Origin of the sequence: Kribbella sindirgiensis (assembly GCF_004331435.1) — a bacterium.
GTDB classification, from domain to species: domain Bacteria; phylum Actinomycetota; class Actinomycetes; order Propionibacteriales; family Kribbellaceae; genus Kribbella; species Kribbella sindirgiensis.
The window spans coordinates 18,661-36,468 of record NZ_SJKA01000008.1; the positions used below are offsets into that span (position 1 = coordinate 18,661).

Here is a 17,808-nt window from a genome sequence, read left to right on the forward strand (position 1 = left end):
TCTGGGCTCACTTCTGCGCAGCGGCGGCATCCGCCAGCCCGCCGGCGCCGCTCGGTCGCGAGGACGCCTCAGCTCCGCGCGACCGGACATCGGCCAGCGCCGCCGCGTCGGCCTTCGGCACGCTGAACCGCGAACCGGCCTCGATGACATGCGGGATCACCCAGCGGAACACCTTCAGCGCGCCGATCCAGCCCGGTACGTGCACGGTGCGCGAGCGCTTCCTGATGCCCTCGACGAACTTGCCCACCGCGAACTCCAGCGAGTACGTCTTGCTCACACCCGGGATCCCGGTCCGCACCTTGCCGAACACCGGGTGCGTGTCGACCCCGCGCACCATGTCGGTGTCGACGAACGTCATGTGCGCGACGCCGACCCGGACGCCGAGGTGCTTCAGCTCCGGCCGCAGCGTGTCCCCCATCGCCTCGACCCCGGCCTTGGACACGTTGTACGACGCGAGGCCCGGGATGTGCACGATCGCGGCCAGGGACGAGACGAGCAGCAGATAACCCTTGCTCTCCAGCAGGTACGGCAGCGTCAGGTGAACCGTCCGCCAGACACCGACCAGGTCGACGTCCAGAACACGCTCCCAGACCTTCGGGTCCATGCTTCGGCTGAATCCCGGCGCGGCGATCCCGGCGTTCGCCATCACGACGTCGATCCGGCCGTAGCGCTCGGCGATCGCCTCGACCGCGGTCCGCAGCGAGTCGGTGTCGGTGACGTCGGCCTCCCACCAGCCGGCGTCCGGTCCGCAGTCCTCGGCGACCTTCTTCAGCTCGTCCGGCTCCAGGCCGACCAGTGCGAGCTTCGCGCCGTCCTGCGCCAGCTTCCGGGCGACCGCGGCGCCGATCCCCCGGGAGGCGCCGGTGATGAGCACGACTTGACCGGGCAACGGACGCATCGGGACCTCCAGCTTGTTGAGTGGATACTCAACAGTAAGTGCTTGTTGACCGAATACTCAATAGACTGTCCGGGTGAGTCAGACCTCTTCCTCCGGTGCCCGGCTGCGGCCCGACGAGCGGCGCGCGCAGATCCTGGCCGCCGCGCGCCGGGTGCTGCTCGCGGACCCGCACCGCGAGCTCACGGTCGAGCTCGTCGCCGCCGAGGCCGGCGTCTCCCCCGCTCTCCTCTTCCACTACTTCGGCTCCAAGAAGAAGTTCCAGTACGCCGTCATCGAGGAGGCCGCTGCCGAGGTCATGCTGCGCACCGCCCCGGACCCGTCGCTGCCTCCCGACGAGCAGCTGCGGGCCGGGATCCGCGCGTTCGTCCGCGCCGTCCTCGAGGCGCCGCAGCTCTACCGGGCGACGCTGCTGATGTCGGCCGCCGGTGACCCGGAGATCCGGGCGCTGCACTCCGATCTGCGCCGGGTCTTCAGCCAATGGGTGATCAGCGCCGTCGCGGAGCGTGGCATCGAGATCACCCCCGTCGTCGAGCTCGCGTGCCACGGCTGGCAGGGTTACGTCGAACAGACCCTGCTGGTGTGGATCGACAACCCGACCGTCTCGCCCGAAGCCCTCGAGCATCTGTGCGCGCGGTCCCTGGACGCGATCCTCACGACAACGTCCGAATGAGAGCTGATGAACAAGTTCTTCCTGACGATTCACGTTCTTGCCGCGATCCTGTGCGTCGGTCCGGTCACCGTCGCGGCGAGCATGTTCCCGCCGCTCGCCCGCAAGATGCTCGGCACTGAGACACCAGGGTCGCCGGACGCGGGCGGGCTCGACGTACTGCACCGGATCACCCGGGTGTACGCGTGGGCCGGCCTCGCTGTACCGGTCTTCGGGTTCGCGGTCGCGGGTGGCATGCAGGTGATGGACGAGGCGTGGCTGATCGTCTCGATCGTCCTCACGCTGGCCGCCGCCCTCGTGCTCGCGTTCCTGGTCGTGCCGGCACAGTCCGCCGTAATCGCGGTCGCTGACCAGCCGGCCGACGTACGGGCGGGGGTGCTGTCGAAGGCGAAGCTGTTGTCGATGACGAGCGGGATCTTCAGTCTGCTCTGGGCGGTCGTCCTGGTGCTGATGGTGGTCAAGCCGGGGCACACCAAGGGGTAGGGTTTCCGCCGTGCTGACGGTTGCCACGGTGAATGTGAACGGGATCAGGGCCGCCTTCCGGCGCGGGATGGCGCCGTGGCTGGAGAGCACGGACCCGGACCTGTTGCTGATGCAGGAAGTTCGCGCGTCGGACGACGTGCTGCGGGAACTGCTGGGCGGCGACTGGAACATCGCGCACGCCGAGCCGGCGATCGACGGGCACAAGGGCCGCGCGGGTGTCGCGGTCGCGAGCCGGCGGCCGATCAAGGACGAGCGCGGCGAGATCGGGCCCGAGCGGTTCGCCGGGACCGGGCGCTGGGTCGAGGCGGACGTCGTGCTGGACGACGGTACGACGTTGACTGCGGTCAGCACGTACGTGTTCACCGGGGAGTTCGAGACCCCGCCGCGGCAGGAGGAGAAGTACGCGTTCCTGGACGCGATCACCGCGCGGCTGACGGAACTGCGGGCGGACGGGCGGCACGTGCTGCTGTGCGGCGACCTGAACATCGCGCACCGCGAGGAAGACCTGAAGGCCTGGAAGGCGAACCGCAAGAAGAGCGGCTTCCTGCCCGAGGAACGCGCCTGGATGGACCGCCTGTTCGAGGCCGGGTGGGTGGACCTCGGCCGCCGCTTCGGCGGCGAAGGCCCCGGCCCGTACTCGTGGTGGTCCTGGCGCGGCAAGGCCTTCGACAACGACGCCGGCTGGCGCATCGACTACCAGATCGCCTCGCCGGAGTTGGCCACCACCGCCACCACCTGCGTCGTCCACCGAGCCCCGACGTACGCCGAACGCTGGAGCGACCACGCCCCGGTCGTGGCGACGTACGACATCTGAATAGTTCTTGTCCGGGGGCGCAGGTAGTCTCGCGGCATGTCTGAGAATTCTTCTTCGCCTGTGCCGCCGGTTGCTGCGCGGAAGCCGGTTGAGCGGGTGCATCACGGTGATGTGTTCGTCGACGAGTACGAGTGGTTGCGGGACAAGGGCGACGACGAGGTGCTGGGGTACCTGCGGGCCGAGAACGCGTACACCGAGGCGCGGACGGCGCACCTGGAATCGTTGCGTGAGGCAATCTTCAAGGAGATCTCGGACCGGACGCTGCAGACCGACCTGAGCGTCCCGGCCCGGCGCGGTGGGTACTGGTACTACTCGCGCACGATCGAGGGCCGGCAGTACTCGCTGCACTGCCGGGTCAAGGTCGACGGCGACCAGCCGCCGGCGACCGACGGCGAGATCGCGGGCGAAGAGGTCATGCTGGACGGTAACGAGGTGGCCGGCGACTCCGAGTTCTTCTCGCTCGGCACCGTCGACGTGTCCCCCGACGGCCGGCTGCTCGCGTACTCGGTCGACCTCAAGGGCGACGAGCGGTTCACCCTGCGGATCAAGGACCTCGACACCGGCGAGCTGCTGCCGGACGAGCTGCCCGAGGTGCACTACGGCTCGGCGTGGTCCGCCGACGGCTCGACGATCTTCTACACCAAGGTCGACGACGCCTGGCGCCCGTACCAGGTCTGGCGGCACACCCTCGGCGCCGCCGACGACGTACTCGTCATGGAGGAGACCGACGAGCGGTTCTGGGTCGGCGTCGACCTGACCCGCAACGAGCAGGCGATCATGATCGCGCTCGGCAGCAAGCTCACCAGCGAGGTCTGGCTGCTCGACGCCCAGAACCCGGCGGGTGACCCGGTCGTGGTCGCGGCCCGCCGCGAGGGTGTCGAGTACGACGTCGAGCACGCCGGCGACCAGCTCCTGATCACGCACAACGCGGACGCCGCCAACTTCTCGCTGGCGTCCGCGCCGCTCGAATCCCCCGGCGACTGGACGACGCTGATCGAGGGCGACGAGACCAGCCGTCTGCTCGGCGCGGACGCGTTCGCTGACCACGTCATCCTGTACCGGCGCCGCAACGCGCTCACCGAGCTCGCGATCATGCGGCGTACCGCGGACGGTTTCGGCGCTCCCGAGGTACTCGAGTTCGACGAGCCGATCTACACCGTGTCCCCCGGCCGCAACGACGAGTGGCACGACACCCGCTACCGCTTCGGCTACACCTCCCTCGTCACCCCGGGTTCGACGTACGACGTGGATGTCGCGACCGGCGAGCGGCGACTGCTCAAGCAGCAGCCCGTACTCGGCGGCGTCGACATGAGCGACTACACGCAGTACCGCGAGTGGGCGACCGCTCCGGACGGGACGAAGGTGCCGATCTCGATGGTCGCGCGCAAGGACGTCGCGAAGGACGGGAATGCGCCGGTCGTGCTGTACGGGTACGGCTCGTACGAGTCGTCGATGGATCCGTGGTTCTCGATCCCGCGGCTGTCGCTGCTCGACCGCGGCGTGGTGTTCGCGATCGCGCACATCCGCGGCGGCGGCGAGCTCGGCCGGCACTGGTACGACGACGGCAAGATGCTCACCAAGCGGAACACGTTCACGGACTTCGTCGCGGCCGCCGAGCACCTGGTGCGGTCCGGCTGGACCAGGCCGGAGCGGATCGTCGCGCAGGGCGGCAGCGCCGGCGGGCTGCTGATGGGCGCGGTCGCGAACCTGGCCCCGCAGGCATTCGGCGGAATCGTCGCGGAAGTCCCGTTCGTCGACGCGTTGACGACGATTCTGGACCCGTCGCTGCCGCTCACCGTGATCGAGTGGGAGGAATGGGGCAATCCGCTCGAGGACCCGGCTGTCTACGAGTACATGAAGTCCTACTCGCCGTACGAAAACGTCACCGCGCAGCACTATCCGCGCATCCTCGCGATCACCAGCCTGAACGACACCCGGGTGTTCTTCGTCGAGCCGGCGAAGTGGGTGGCGAAACTCCGGGCGACCGCGGCCGGTGACCCCGACGTCCTGCTCAAGACCGAGATGGACGCCGGGCACGGCGGCCGCAGCGGGCGGTACGACGCCTGGCGCGAGGTCGCGTTCTCGCTGTCGTGGGAGCTCGACACCCTCGGACTCAGCTGACCCCCGGCTGACACAGCCGGGAATATCTGCCCCCGGACGTGTGTTGTGCAACACATCCGGGGGCACCGGAACACAGTGATTCTGGACGAATTCTCAGCTTCCGCGGCGCGTGTTGTGCCGAATAGTCCCGTCAGGCCTGAGGGACACCGGTTTCCAGCACGATTTCGCTGCCAGGAACTCTCAGGGAACGTTCAGGGTGTTTACACACTCGTCCTGGAATCTTGAACCCTACTCGAGCGTTGCTCTCCATGTAACGACGAAGGGAGTTTCGGTGGCTCGCATGGCTCGTGTCCGGTCCACGGACGACGGTATCGACGGCAAGGACAGCGTCGGTCTCTACCTCGAGGAGATCGCTCGCACTCCTTTGCTGACAGCTGAGGAAGAAGTCGAGCTCGCTGAAACGGTCGAGGCAGGACTCCTCGCGGAGCAACTGCTGGCCGAAGGGCGGGTTGGACGTAAGAAGGGCGGAGCGCCCAAATATGCCACGGAGGAGGAGCTGGAGTGGCTGGCCGAAGAAGGCCGGCGCGCGCAGCAGCGGTTCGTGACCGCCAACCTCCGGCTCGTGGTGTCGATCGCCCGCCGCTACGGGCGGTCCCAGATGCCGCTGCTGGACCTGGTCCAGGAGGGCAACACCGGACTCATCCGCGCGGTGGAGAAGTTCGACTACCGGAAGGGTTTCAAGTTCTCGACGTACGCGACCTGGTGGGTCCGGCAGGCCATCACCCGCGGTATCGCGCAGCAGGCCCGTGTGGTCCGGCTGCCGGTGCACGTGGTGGAGCAGCTGAACCAGATCGGGTCGGCACGGCGCACGCTGGAGCGCAAGCTCGGGCGGGAGCCGGAGCTCGAAGAGATCGCGCTGGAGCTGGGGCTGGACGAGGAGCGGGTCACCGAACTGATCCGTATCGGCCGGGACCACATCAGCCTGAACAGCCCGGTCGACGACGAGGGTGAGACCTCGCTGGGTGACCTGATCGCGGCCGAGACCGCGCCGGGTCCGGACCAGCTGGTCGCCGATGCGTCGGACCGCTCGGGCCTGTTCAGTCTGGTCGACCAGCTCGACCCGCGGTCCGCGGACGTGATCCGGCGCCGCTACGGTCTGCACGACGGCCGCCAGGCCAAGCTGGCCGACATCGGCGCGGTGCACGGCATCTCCGCCGAGCGGGTCCGCCAGATCGAGCGCGAGGCGCTGGGCCGCCTCCGTCTGATGGCAGACCCGACGCTGGCCGCGTAACACCCACCCCGAAACCCCTCAGGACCCCCGAGCCACGATCTGGCTCGGGGGTCCTTTCGGTTCTCAGCCCAGGTGGATCCACGACTCCACTGGAAGGTGGTCGCTCGGGAACTGCCCGTTCTTGCTGAACGTATTGATACTCGCCTTCGAGACGCGCAGACCGGGCGTCGTGAGGATCCAGTCGATCCGGTCCCCGTTCGGCGTCAGCGGCTTGTACCCGTGGAACGTCGCGTACAGCGCGCTGCGACGCTCGGCCGTCACCCAGCTGTCCGCGAACTTCCCGCTGGTGACGAGCTTGTCGTACACGGTCAGCCCCGGCTTCGCGGCCTCGTTGTAGTCCGCGGTCATGATGATCGGCAGCGCCGCGTCGAACCCGGCGATCCGCTGCAGGATCAGGTCGGCGGACTTGGAGCGTGTGGTCGCGTCGTACGCCTCCAGATGCGTGTTGACGGCGTAGAACTCCTTGGACGTCGCTTTGTCCTTGAAGCGCACCCAGGTGACCATCCGCGGGCAGCAGCCGGCCCAGGTCTTCGAGCCGATCACGTCCGGGGTGTCCGACAGCCAGAAGTGGTCGTACTCGAGCGGCTGCAGCCGGCGCTGGTCGAAGAAGATCATCATGAACTCGCCCTTGCTGCCGCCCTCCCGCCCCAGCCCGATCGAGTCGTACGCCGGGCCGAGGTCGGAGGCGATGTCCTGGAGCTGGGAGTACAGGCCTTCCTGGGTGCCGATGAGCTGCGGGCGGGCCTGCCGTAGCTGCTCCCGCATCACCGGACGGCGGTCCGCCCAGGTGTTCGGCGGGGTGTCGCTGGCGTACCGCAGGTTGTACGACATCACGTGCAGCGGACCTGCCGAGGCAGTGGCGGTGGGCTCGGCGGTGATCGTCGGGGCGGCTTGGGACACACCGCTGGTGAGAGTCACGCCGGCGACGGCCACCGCGACGAGCGCGGCCAGCCGCCGGCGCCCGATGATGGTGAACATGTCAAAAACCTCCAAGGGCGGTTTGCAAGGAGGTTGGACGTTAACCAGGTCGGGTAACCAGTCGCTAGCCGTAGCGCGTCGCGGACATGACGTCAGGCAGCTGCTTCGTTCCAGGAGTCGATCAGCGGGACCAGCTCGGACAGGCGCTGGACGGTGGCGTCCGGCGTACCTTCCGTGTGGCCGATCTGCTCGGCCGGGATCGCGCTGTGCGGCAGGTGCGCGGCGCGCATGCCGACGTTCTGCGCGCCCCAGACGTCGTCGAACAGCCGGTCGCCGACGAACAGGCACCGGGACGGCTCGGCCACCCCGACCGCCTGCATCGCGGCCAGGAACGCCTCCGGGTGCGGCTTGGTGTGCGCGATCTCGCTGGTGTAGACGGCTCCGTCGAGCAGGTCGAGTACGCCGTCGCGCGCGAAGACCTCCTCGTGGCGCCGGCGCGGCCAGATCGTGTTCGACAGGACGCCGACCTTGAGATCGCGGTCGCGCAGCGCCTGCAGGGTGTCGACCGCGTCCGGCTCCAGCACGGTGTGCGGATCCCACTGCCGCTCGTACTCCGCCAGGGCCGCGGGTGTCATCACCACTTCGGCGAGCAGGCACACCTCCTCGAGCGTGCTGCTGCGGTGCTCGTCGCGGGAGCGCCGCCACACGGAGCCCTCGGCCGCGACCAGGCGGGCCGCCAGCTCCTCGGCGTTGTCCTCGTCGATCAGCGCGGACACGGCCAGCCACGTCTCGTGCAGCGAAATGTCGTGCCAGGTTGCCAGGGTGCCGCCCCAGTCGAACAGGACGGCTTCGATCTTCGCGTTCGTCACCCGGCAAAGCCTGCCAGAGCCGACCGACAGTTCTCGCCTGCTTTTCACCCCAGCCGAGGTCAGCCCCGGTGTCCGCCCGGTGTCAGCTCAGCCGGCGGATCTCCTTCCGGCGCGCCAGCCAGGCGACGGCGACCAGGTAGAACGCAAGGCACGGGATGTCCGCGACGAACAGCGTCCACGGAGCGCTCCCCTGCACGTTCCACTGATCCAGCCGGCCAGTTGCCGCCGGCAACAAGAAGGCGATCAGGTTGTTCATCACGTGCAGCGCGATCGCGGCTTCCAGTCCCCCGGTCCGGACCGTCAGCCAGCCGACCACCAGCGCGAACAGGAAGATGTCGGCCATCGCCCAGCCGGTGTACCCGTGGGCGGACACGAACGCGGCGCCGCCGACGACGAGCCCGGGCCACGGCGACCGGAACAGGGTCCGCAACCAGCGCGCTTTTCCGTTCGGGTCGTCCGGCCCGTAGGCGCCGACCGCCTGGATCAGCCAGCCGCGGAACACGAACTCCTCGGCCGCCGACTGGAACGGCACCAGCAACAGGATCACCAGCGCCGGTACGACGAACGCGCCGAAGCCGACCCAGTCGCCGCCGGACGTGCCGATCGACTCGTCGGCCGGAGACACCGCGTCGACCAGCACCCCGGCCAGGAACGAGAGCGCGATGTAGCCGATCGCCGGCAGGGAGCACCACAGCAGCCAGCGCCAGCGGATCCGGTTCAGGACCGACGCGACGCTCCAGAACGGGCGGCGCTGCACCAGCCACGCGACCAGGCCGACGGACCGGGATCAGAACGCCGAGCAGCACCAGCGTCGAGGCGAGGTTCTCGGTGTCGCTCGGGAAGAGGTCTGTGCCGCTCGGCGTCGGGAACGGTCCGGCGAGGACCCGGTGCGCGATCATCCACACGACCACGACGAGCGAGGTCAGGACGAAACCGAAGAGCACGAGCAGGATGGTTCCCACCACGGGTCGCCACCAGGCGTGCTTCGCAGTACGGGCCAGCCGGTGGTACGGCGTACCGGGCGGAGCCGGGATCACACGCGGCTCGCGCGGCGCGTACGGCGACGGGAAGGCGCCGTACGGCTGCTGATACGGCGGCGGATACTGGGGCGGATACTGGGGCGGGTACTGCTGTGGATGCTGTTGGGGGTAAGGGCTGCCGTGGGGCGGCGGTAGGGGTGGCTGCCCCGGCTGGGAGTATGGGCCCGGGCGCGGAGGCGGTCCGGGCTGCTGCGGGTCCATGACTGGACTCTAGAAGACCGGACCAACTGGACGGAGGGAGAACACGGTGGTTACTGAACCGACGCTCGGGGCGGACCGGCAGACGGACGCGTTGCCGCAGTCCGTGCTGATGCCGTTGAGCGGTTCCGCGATCTTCCTGGTGGTCCAGGTCGAGCCAGGTGGCGAGGACCGGACCAGGGACCTGCTGGAGCGGCTGAGCGGTCTGGTGCGTTCGGTCGGTTTCCGCGTGCCGGCCGGCAACCTCTCGTGTGTCACCAGCATCGGCTCGGACGTCTGGGACCGTTTGTTCAGCGGTCCGCGCCCGGCCGAGCTGCACCCGTTCGTCGAGCTCAAGGGCGCCACCCACCACGCACCGGCGACGGCGGGCGATCTGCTGTTCCATATCCGGGCGGCGCACCAGGACCAGTGTTTCGAGCTCGCCGGCCAGATCATGAACGTCCTCGACGGCGCCGCGACGGTCGTCGACGAGGTGCACGGCTTCAAGTACTTCGAGATGCGCGACCTGCTCGGCTTCGTCGACGGCACCGAGAACCCGAGCGGCCAGGAGGCCCACGCGGCCGTCCTGATCGGCGACGAGGACCCGGACTTCCGCGGCGGCAGCTACGTGATCGTGCAGAAGTACCTGCACGACCTGAAGGCCTGGAACACGCTGACCGTCGAGCAGCAGGAGCTCGCGGTCGGCCGGACCAAGCTTGACGACATCGAGCTGGACGACGACAGGAAGCCCGGCAACGCGCACATCGTGCTGAACGTGGTCGAGGACGAGGACGGCAACGAGCTGCAGATCCTGCGCGACAACATGCCGTTCGGCACCATCGGCACGCAGGAGTTCGGCACCTACTTCATCGGGTACGCGAAGACGCCGGCGGTGACCGAGCTGATGCTCCGGCGGATGTTCATCGGCGTACCCGAGGGCAACCACGACCGCCTGCTCGACTTCTCCACCGCGGTCACCGGCGGCCTGTTCTTCACACCGCCCGCGGCGTTCCTGGACGACCTGCCCCCGGCGCCCTGAGCGGTTCCTGGAAGTGTCGGTGGGTTGGGTGACACTGGGAGTATGTTGCTCACCGAGGTGGTCGAGACGTCGGCCGCGCTGGCCGGGACCCGGTCGCGGCTGAAGAAGGCCGAGTTCATCGCCGGGTTGTTGTCCAAGGCCACCGAGCCGGCCGAGATCGAGATCGTCGTGACGTACCTGTCGGGCGAGCTGCGGCAGCGGCGGACCGGGGTGGGCTGGCGGACGTTGATGGACGCCCCGGATCCGGCCGCCGAGCCGACGGTGACGGTCGAGGAGGTCGACGCGGCGTTCGCGGAGCTGGCGGAGATGTCGGGCGCCGGTGTGCAGGCTCGCCGGCGGGCAGCGGTGGATGGCTTGTTCGGGCGGGCGACGGCGGACGAGCAGCGGTTCCTGCGGCTGCTCGTCGGTGGTGAGCTGCGACAGGGGGCGCTCGACGGGGTGATGGCGGACGCGGTCGCGCGGGCGACGGGCATTCCGCTCGACAAGATCCGGGCCGCGGCGATGCTGCGCGGGGCAGCTGCGCCGGTCGCGGTCGCCGTACTGACCGAGGGCGAGGCGGGGCTGGCGCAGTTCGGGCTCGAGGTCGGTCGTGGGGTGCAGCCCATGCTCGCGCAGTCGGCGACGACTGTGGCGGAGGCGTTGGCGAAGACCGGTACGCCGGCCGCGCTCGAGTGGAAGCTGGACGGGATCCGGATCCAGGCACACCGGGACGGCGACAAGGTCGTCGTCTACACGCGGACCCTGGACGACATCACCACGCGGGTTCCCGAGGTGGTCAGCGCCGTACTCGCGCTCGATGCACAGCAGGTCGTGCTCGACGGAGAGCTCATCGCGTTGCGGACCGACGGGCGGCCGGAGCCGTTCCAGGTGACCGGGTCGCGGACGGCGACGCGGGCCGCGACGGGGCCGGAGTCGGTCCCGCTGACGCCGTACTTCTTCGACATCCTGCATCAGGACGGTGAGGATCTGCTCGGGCTCGACGGAGCAGCGCGGCAGGAATGGCTGGCGAAGCTCGTGCCCGAGGAGCGGCGGATCCCGCGTCTCGTGACCGATGACGCGGACGCCGGTCAGGCGTTCTTTGCGGAGGCGGTGCGGCGCGGGCATGAGGGTGTGGTGGTGAAGTCGTTGACCGTTCCGTACGAGGCCGGGCGGCGTGGTTCGGGATGGGTCAAGGTCAAGCAGACGCACACGCTCGACCTGCTCGTGCTGGCGGCCGAGTGGGGTCACGGGCGGCGGACGGGCTGGCTGTCGAACCTGCATCTCGGCGCGCGGGACGAGGAGACCGGCGAGTTCGTGATGCTCGGGAAGACGTTCAAGGGGCTGACGGACGAGCTGCTGCGGTGGCAGACGGAGCGGTTCCAGGAGCTCGCCGTACGGCGGGACGACTGGGCGGTCTACCTCCGACCGGAGGTGGTGGTCGAGATCGCGTTCGACGGCGTGCAGACCTCGCCGCGGTATCCGGCCGGGATGGCGCTGCGGTTCGCCCGGGTGCTCCGTTATCGCGAGGACAAGCGGCCCGCCGACGTTGATACCGTGCGGACGGTGCGCGAGATCCACGCCGGTTCCGATGAGGTGAAAGATGACTGAGGATCCAGATGTCGTGTCGCGGCGGATCGCGCGCGAATCGCTCGACCGGGACGACCCCACCGGCTGGTTCGAGAACCTGTACGCCGCGGCCGCGGAAGGCGCCGCCGTCGTCCCATGGGATCGCGGTACGGCGCACCAGTTGCTGCTCGAATGGGTCGAGGAATCGTCGCCGGACGGCGCGGACAAGACGGCACTGATCGTCGGCGCGGGGACCGGCTGGGACGCCGAACTGATCGCCGACCGCGGGTACGACACGACCGCGTTCGACATCTCCCCCACCGCGATCGACACCGCGCACCACAATCACCCGGACTCGAAGGCGCACTACCGGGTCGCCGATCTGCTCGCGCCGCCGGCCGAGTGGCAGCACGCGTTCGACCTCGTCGTGGAGATCTTCACCGTGCAGGCGCTCCCGATCGCGCTCCAGCCTGACGCCGTCAAGCACGTCACCGAGTTCGTGGCCCCCGGTGGCACGCTGCTGGTCATCGCTGCCGCTCGACCCGACGACCAGCCTGACGCCGACATCCAGGGCCCGCCCTGGCCGCTCACCCGCGCAACCATCCAGTCATTCGCGACCGCGGACGTCCGGCTCATCCAACTCACCCAGTCCCCCAGCCCTGCCGACGCAACCGTCCTACGCTGGCGCGCCGAGTACCTGCGCGACTGACAGCTCATGGCCGACCTGCCGCCGCTGGTGCAGCGAGCTCAGGACGCGGCTCTTGAAGTTGGGATGCCGCTGCGGCGCGAAGGAACCGGACCGTCCTGCTGCCTGCCCGACGTCGGCCGCTTCCTGGCCGTACTGGCGGCCGGATGCGCCGACGGTCTGATCGGTGAGGCCGGGACCGGTGTCGGCTACGGGTCGGCGTGGATGGCGTCGGCGATGCCGACCTCATGCCGCCTGGTGACAGTAGAGCTGGACGAGAGACGGGCGGCTGCGGCTCGGCGGGTGTTCGCGGACGAGCCGCGGGTCGACGTGGTGCACGGGGATTCGTCCGCCGAGTTGGCGCGGCGGGCGCCGTTCGATCTGCTCTTCGCGGACGGTGGGAGCCGGCCCGCCACGATCGTCGACCTGCTGCGGATCGGCGGGCGGCTCGTGTGCGATGACGTGACGCCGGTCGACGTGCTGCCGGCGGATTCGCCGTACCGGGATCACGATCCGAAGCGGGAGTTCTTCTTCGGTGATCCGCGGCTCGTGGCTGCTGAGGTGGTGCTTCCGGATCTGCGGAACTCGGTACTGGTGGGGACTCGGGTGGGCTGAGATCGCATGGGAACACTTGTTCGAAAATGATGTAGACTCGGGGTATGGCGGGGCGAAGTGTGGTGGGGCCGACGGCGTTGCGGATGATGCTCGGGAGTCATCTGCGGGAGCTGCGCGAGCGCGCCGGCGTCACGCGTACCGATGCCGGCTGGGCGATCCGGGCCTCGGAGTCGAAGATCAGCCGGCTTGAGCTCGGCCGGGTCGGGTTCAAGGAGCGCGACGTCTCCGACCTCCTCACGTTGTACGGCGTGCAGGACGCCCGCGAGCGCGATCGGCTGCTGCAGCTGGCCCGCGAGGCCAACGACCCGGGCTGGTGGCATCGGTACGGCGATGTCACGCCCGAGTGGTTCGACTCGTATCTCGGGCTCGAGGCGACCGCTGAGCTGATCCGGACGTACGAGATCCAGTTCGTCCCCGGCCTCCTGCAGACCGCGGACTACGCGCGCGCCGTCGCGCAACTCACCCCCGGCGGGGCGCGGACCGACGGTGAGATCGAGCGGGTGGTCGCGCTGCGCACCCGCCGGCAACGGGTGCTCGACCGCGAGCCGCCGCTCAAACTCTGGGCCGTCATCGAGGAGTCCGTACTGCACCGGCCGATCGGCGGCACCGACGTACTGCGCAACCAGCTCGACGCGCTCCGCGAAGCCGTCACCCGCCCCAACGTGACCGTGCAGATCATCCCGCTCGACAGCGCCGGCCACACCGCCACCGGGGGCGCCTTCAGCCTGCTCCGCTTCCCGCAGCGCGACCTACCCGACATCGTCTACCTGGAACATCTGACCAGCGCCCTCTACCTGGACAAGCGCGACGACGTAGAGGCCTACACCCAGGCGTTGGACCTCCTCGCCTCCACCAGCCCCTCCCCCCAACAAACCGAACAACAACTCACCCGCCTGCTCGCCCGCCTGCCCTAGACCTCTCGCTGCCCGGACCGCGGGCCACCCGTGGCTGGTGGGCGGTGGCTGGTGGGCGGAGGGCGGGGTCGGGGTTCTCGGGGGCTTGAACAGGTTATTGCGTGTCTCCAGCCACCAGTTCCTGTCCACCGCCAGCAGTTCCTGTCCACCGCCAGCAGTTCCTGTCCGCCGCCAGCAGTTCCTGTCCGCCGCCAGCAGTTCGGCGCGGGGTCGTCCTGTCGACGGGGCATGTTCCCGACGGAGCGCCGTACCCGTGGGCGCGGTCAGCCGGTTGCCGGGAGAACAGACACCTTCCGGGGGCTGCGGACTGGCAATATCAGGTGCGAGCCCACCAGAACCTGTCGCACGGCCCCACTAGTTCGCCCAGACCTCGGGCCGGGTCTAGATCTCGAGTTCCTCGCGGTGGTCGGTGATGGCGAGGGTGGGGTGGTGGAGGTCGAAGGCTGGGGATTCGGAGCGGATTCGCGGGAGCTTTTCGAAGTTGTGGCGTGGTGGTGGGCAGGACGTCGCCCACTCCAGTGAGCGGCCCCAGCCCCACGGGTCGTCGACCTCTACCCGCGGGGTACGGCGGGACTTGTAGATGTTGTAGAGGAACGGCAGCGTCGAGACGCCGAGGACGAACGCGCCGATCGTCGACACCTGGTGCAGGACGGTGAAGCCTTCGTTCGCCCGGTAGTCGGCGTACCGGCGCGGCATGCCCTCGACGCCGAGCCAATGCTGCACCAGGAACGTGGTGTGGAAGCCGACGAACAGCAGCCAGAAATGCAGCTTGCCCAACCGCTCGTCGAGCATCCGCCCGGTCAACTTGGGCCACCAGAAGTAGAACCCCGCGAACATCGCGAACACGACCGTGCCGAACACGACGTAGTGGAAGTGCGCGACCACGAAGTACGAGTCGTTCAACTGGTAGTCGAGCGCCGGCGACGCCAGGATGATCCCGGTCAGACCGCCGAACAGGAACGTGACGAGGAAGCCGACGGACCACAGCATCGGGGTATCCAGCGACACCGACCCGCCCCAGATCGTGCCGATCCAGTTGAAGAACTTCACCCCGGTCGGCACCGCGATCAGGAACGTCATGAACGAGAAGAACGGCAGATTCACTCCGCCCGTCACGAACATGTGGTGCGCCCACACCGCGATCGACAGCGCCCCGATCGCCAGGGTCGCGGCGACCAGACCGTAGTACCCGAAGATCGGTTTGCGGCTGAACACCGGGAGGATCTCGGTGATGATGCCGAAGAACGGCAGCGCGATGATGTACACCTCGGGATGCCCGAAGAACCAGAACAGGTGCTGCCAGAGCAGCGCCCCGCCGTTCGCGGCGTCGAACACGTGCGCGCCCAGCGTGCGGTCGGCCTCCAGCACCAGCAGCGCCGCGGCCAGGATCGGGAAGGCGATCAGCACCAGGATCGACGTGACCAGGATGTTCCAGCAGAAGATCGGCATCCGGAACATCGTCATACCGGGTGCGCGCATGGTGATGATCGTGGTGACGAAGTTGACCGCACCCAGGATGGTCCCCAGACCGGCCATCCACAGACCCATGATCCACAGGTCGCCGCCGATCCCCGGCGATCGCATGCCGCCCGACAACGGCGCGTACGCCGTCCAGCCGAAGTCCGCCGCACCGCCCGGGGTGAAGAACGCGCCGATCGTGATCAGCCCGCCGAACAGGAACAGCCAGTAGCTGAACATGTTCAGCCGCGGGAACGCCACATCCGGCGACCCGATCTGCACCGGCATGATGACGTTGGCGAAGCCGACGAACAGCGGGGTCGCGAACAGCAGCAGCATGATCGTGCCGTGCATCGTGAAGAGCTGGTTGTACACCTCTTCGTTCACGATCTGCAGACCCGGCTCGGCCAGCTCGGCGCGAACGACCAGCGCCATCACGCCGGCGATCAGGAAGAACGCGAACGACGTGACGAGGTACAGCTGGCCGATCACCTTGTGGTCGGTTGTCGACAGCAGCCGGCCGATCACCTGCCCCAGCGGCCGCTGTCCCACCTCAGTAGCGGTCGAGGTGCGCTCGGTGACCCCGGCATGCCCACTGACACTGGCCATGCGACCTCCCGTAGTACCGCATCCCTTCGATTAGACACCTATGGATCGTCATCAGCTACCTCTGGGGACCGGCCGCGATCATCGCGCGGACGTCGGCGAGCCGCAGCGTCGCGGGGTCGACGTCCATCAGGCACCAGGTCGCGCCGGCCTCCGCGTACGGGCGCGGATCGTCGGACGGCTCCACGGCGACCGCGATGTCGTAGCCGTCCAGGGTGCCGCGCAGTTCACGCAGTACGGCGACAGGTTCGGTCAGCTGATCCGGTGAGGTGAGGTTGACCGGGAAGAAGCCGTCGTACCGGGCCGCCCGCCGGACCGGCTTCACGTTGCCCGGGAACCCGGCGAGCCACACAGGCACTCGGCCAGCCACGGGGCGCGGCAGGAACTGTACGTCGTCGACGAGGTAGTGCTTCCCGTGATGGTTGACTGGCTCCCCCGTCCATCCGGCGGTGAGGATGTCGAGTGTCTCGTCCATCCGCTCGGCGCGCGCCCGGTCGTCCACCTCTTCGCCGGTCTTCGAGTACTCCTGCGCGAACCGGTCGCTGCCGAGCCCGACGCCGAGGATCAGCCGGCCGTTCGAGAGCCGGTCCAGGGTCGTTGTCTCACGCAACAACTTGGTGGGCCGCCGGCGCGCGATCGGCGAGACCATCGGGCCGATCCACAACCGTTCGGTGGCGGCCGCCATCGCGCTCATCGTGATCCACGGGTCCGACACCTCGCGGACCGGTTCCCGCCACCACAGCTGGTCCCACAGGAAGAACCCGTCCCACCCGGCCTCTTCGGCCGCCGCCGCGAGCCGCGCGACCTCCACCGGGTCGGACAACTCGTCGAACAACGGCAGCCAGACTGCGTACTTCATCATCGCCCGCCAGCGTGCGCCGTGTGTTCTACAAGCTCGTCGACAAAGGTGTTCCAGTACGGCGCCGACAGTCCGTGACCCATTCCGGGCAGTATCACCAGCCGAGCACCCGGCACCGCATCGCGAACGGATTCACCGTGTGGCAACGGCAGCAACGGATCCGCGTCGCCGTGCAGTACGAGAACCGGCATCGACAGGTCGCCGAAGCCACCGTTCTTCGGTCCGTCGAACGTCATCGCGAAGTGGTTCGTCAGCGAGGCCTCGTAGTTCCTCGCTCGCGCCATGTCGTCCCGCACCAGGGCGCGGGCCTCGGTCTCGTCGAAATCACCCGCCGCCTCGGCTTCGATCGACCGTACGACGTACTCCTCGACCGCGGCCTGGTCGGCGAAGTCGGGCCAGCCCAACCGTGGCATGTCGGCCGATGGCGGCGGGAGGCCGTCGTCGCCGGTGCTCGTCGACACGAACGTCAGCGAGGCGACGCGTGACGGGTGGTCGACGCCCAGGATCAGCGCCGTACCACCGGACATCGACTGCGCCACCACGTGCGCCCGGTCGATGCCCAGCGCATCGAGCAGACCGGCAGCGTCGGTCGCCAGGTCGCTCATCGCGTACCCCGGTTCGCCGGTGGGGAACGACGTCGAGCGGCCGGTGTCGCGCTGGTCGTACCGGATCACGAAGCGGCCGCGCGCCGCCAGCTCGGTGCACAGCCGAGCGTCCCACCAGAGCATGGAGGCGCCGGCGCCGTGGATCAGCAGGACGGCGGGATCGGCGGGATCGCCGTACGTCTCCGCGTCGAGCTCGATGTCGTTGACTGCGTAAGTGGTCATGGTTCGACCGTAGGAGTGGACGACCATCATGAAAAGCGATTG

18 protein-coding genes are annotated in these 17,808 nt (G+C 68.7%); 11 read left to right on the forward strand and 7 right to left on the reverse strand.

Annotated elements, in window-relative coordinates; genetic code table 11:
- Positions 1 to 7 precede the first annotated feature (7 nt).
- The gene (locus E0H50_RS23415; RefSeq protein ID WP_131292097.1) at positions 8 to 898 is read right to left on the reverse strand and encodes an SDR family oxidoreductase; all 891 of its coding nucleotides are present in this window, start codon (positions 896 to 898) and stop codon (positions 8 to 10) included.
- Between the two features lie 73 nt (positions 899 to 971).
- On the opposite strand from E0H50_RS23415, the gene E0H50_RS23420 reads away from it, so the two are divergent.
- The 5 genes from E0H50_RS23420 to E0H50_RS23440 all read left to right on the forward strand — a co-directional run bounded on the left by E0H50_RS23420 (position 972) and on the right by E0H50_RS23440 (position 6,214).
- Complete coding sequence (locus tag E0H50_RS23420) at positions 972 to 1,568, forward strand: TetR/AcrR family transcriptional regulator (protein ID WP_131292100.1); 597 nt, start codon at positions 972 to 974, stop codon at positions 1,566 to 1,568.
- Between the two features lie 6 nt (positions 1,569 to 1,574).
- On the forward strand, positions 1,575 to 2,048 hold the full coding sequence (locus E0H50_RS23425) for a hypothetical protein (RefSeq protein ID WP_131292102.1): 474 nt from the start codon (positions 1,575 to 1,577) through the stop codon (positions 2,046 to 2,048).
- A 10-nt stretch (positions 2,049 to 2,058) separates the two neighbouring features.
- Complete coding sequence (locus E0H50_RS23430) at positions 2,059 to 2,862, forward strand: exodeoxyribonuclease III (RefSeq protein ID WP_131292103.1); 804 nt, start codon at positions 2,059 to 2,061, stop codon at positions 2,860 to 2,862.
- A gap of 36 nt (positions 2,863 to 2,898) precedes the next feature.
- Positions 2,899 to 4,983, forward strand: a complete 2,085-nt coding sequence (locus E0H50_RS23435; protein WP_131292105.1) for a S9 family peptidase — start codon at positions 2,899 to 2,901, stop codon at positions 4,981 to 4,983.
- 271 nt (positions 4,984 to 5,254) lie between these two features.
- Entirely contained in the window at positions 5,255 to 6,214 is a 960-nt protein-coding gene (locus tag E0H50_RS23440) for a sigma-70 family RNA polymerase sigma factor (protein ID WP_131292107.1), read from the forward strand.
- A gap of 63 nt (positions 6,215 to 6,277) precedes the next feature.
- Here the strand turns inward: E0H50_RS23440 and E0H50_RS23445 are convergent, their stop codons facing one another.
- The 3 genes from E0H50_RS23445 to E0H50_RS23455 all read right to left on the reverse strand — a co-directional run bounded on the left by E0H50_RS23445 (position 6,278) and on the right by E0H50_RS23455 (position 8,758).
- On the reverse strand, positions 6,278 to 7,192 hold the full coding sequence (locus E0H50_RS23445; RefSeq protein WP_131292109.1) for an endonuclease/exonuclease/phosphatase family protein: 915 nt from the start codon (positions 7,190 to 7,192) through the stop codon (positions 6,278 to 6,280).
- A gap of 92 nt (positions 7,193 to 7,284) precedes the next feature.
- Positions 7,285 to 8,001 (reverse strand): HAD family hydrolase, encoded by a 717-nt coding sequence (locus E0H50_RS23450; protein WP_131292111.1) that lies wholly within the window; start codon positions 7,999 to 8,001, stop codon positions 7,285 to 7,287.
- Positions 8,002 to 8,083: 82 nt separating this feature from the next.
- Positions 8,084 to 8,758 (reverse strand): CPBP family intramembrane glutamic endopeptidase, encoded by a 675-nt coding sequence (locus E0H50_RS23455; protein ID WP_165547264.1) that lies wholly within the window; start codon positions 8,756 to 8,758, stop codon positions 8,084 to 8,086.
- Positions 8,759 to 8,829: 71 nt separating this feature from the next.
- Here E0H50_RS23455 and E0H50_RS23460 point away from each other — a divergent pair, with 71 nt between their 5' ends.
- The 6 genes from E0H50_RS23460 (at position 8,830) to E0H50_RS23490 (ending at position 14,016) form a co-directional block, all read left to right on the forward strand.
- A complete protein-coding gene (locus E0H50_RS23460) occupies positions 8,830 to 9,090 on the forward strand; it encodes a hypothetical protein (RefSeq protein WP_131292115.1) in 261 nt (86 codons plus the stop codon).
- 198 nt (positions 9,091 to 9,288) lie between these two features.
- Positions 9,289 to 10,257 (forward strand): Dyp-type peroxidase, encoded by a 969-nt coding sequence (locus tag E0H50_RS23470; protein WP_131292117.1) that lies wholly within the window; start codon positions 9,289 to 9,291, stop codon positions 10,255 to 10,257.
- Positions 10,258 to 10,299: 42 nt separating this feature from the next.
- A complete protein-coding gene (locus E0H50_RS23475; RefSeq protein WP_131292119.1) occupies positions 10,300 to 11,844 on the forward strand; it encodes an ATP-dependent DNA ligase in 1,545 nt (514 codons plus the stop codon).
- Complete coding sequence (locus tag E0H50_RS23480) at positions 11,837 to 12,511, forward strand: class I SAM-dependent methyltransferase (protein WP_131292121.1); 675 nt, start codon at positions 11,837 to 11,839, stop codon at positions 12,509 to 12,511. The genes E0H50_RS23475 and E0H50_RS23480 overlap by 8 nt, the downstream gene beginning before the upstream one ends.
- A gap of 6 nt (positions 12,512 to 12,517) precedes the next feature.
- Positions 12,518 to 13,102, forward strand: coding sequence for an O-methyltransferase (locus E0H50_RS23485; RefSeq protein WP_131292123.1), 585 nt, complete (start codon positions 12,518 to 12,520; stop codon positions 13,100 to 13,102).
- A 44-nt stretch (positions 13,103 to 13,146) separates the two neighbouring features.
- Entirely contained in the window at positions 13,147 to 14,016 is an 870-nt protein-coding gene (locus E0H50_RS23490) for a helix-turn-helix domain-containing protein (protein ID WP_131292125.1), read from the forward strand.
- A 381-nt stretch (positions 14,017 to 14,397) separates the two neighbouring features.
- On the opposite strand, the gene ctaD is transcribed toward E0H50_RS23490, so the two are convergent.
- Genes ctaD through E0H50_RS23505 form a run of 3 tightly spaced genes read right to left on the reverse strand, consistent with a single transcriptional unit; the run spans position 14,398 to position 17,766 of the window.
- Positions 14,398 to 16,083, reverse strand: a complete 1,686-nt coding sequence (gene ctaD / locus E0H50_RS23495; RefSeq protein WP_131292127.1) for an aa3-type cytochrome oxidase subunit I — start codon at positions 16,081 to 16,083, stop codon at positions 14,398 to 14,400.
- Positions 16,084 to 16,138: 55 nt separating this feature from the next.
- Positions 16,139 to 16,942 (reverse strand): LLM class flavin-dependent oxidoreductase, encoded by an 804-nt coding sequence (locus E0H50_RS23500; protein WP_202868296.1) that lies wholly within the window; start codon positions 16,940 to 16,942, stop codon positions 16,139 to 16,141.
- On the reverse strand, positions 16,939 to 17,766 hold the full coding sequence (locus tag E0H50_RS23505; RefSeq protein ID WP_202868297.1) for an alpha/beta fold hydrolase: 828 nt from the start codon (positions 17,764 to 17,766) through the stop codon (positions 16,939 to 16,941). Before E0H50_RS23505 ends, E0H50_RS23500 begins: the two co-directional genes overlap by 4 nt.
- Positions 17,767 to 17,808 lie beyond the last annotated feature (42 nt).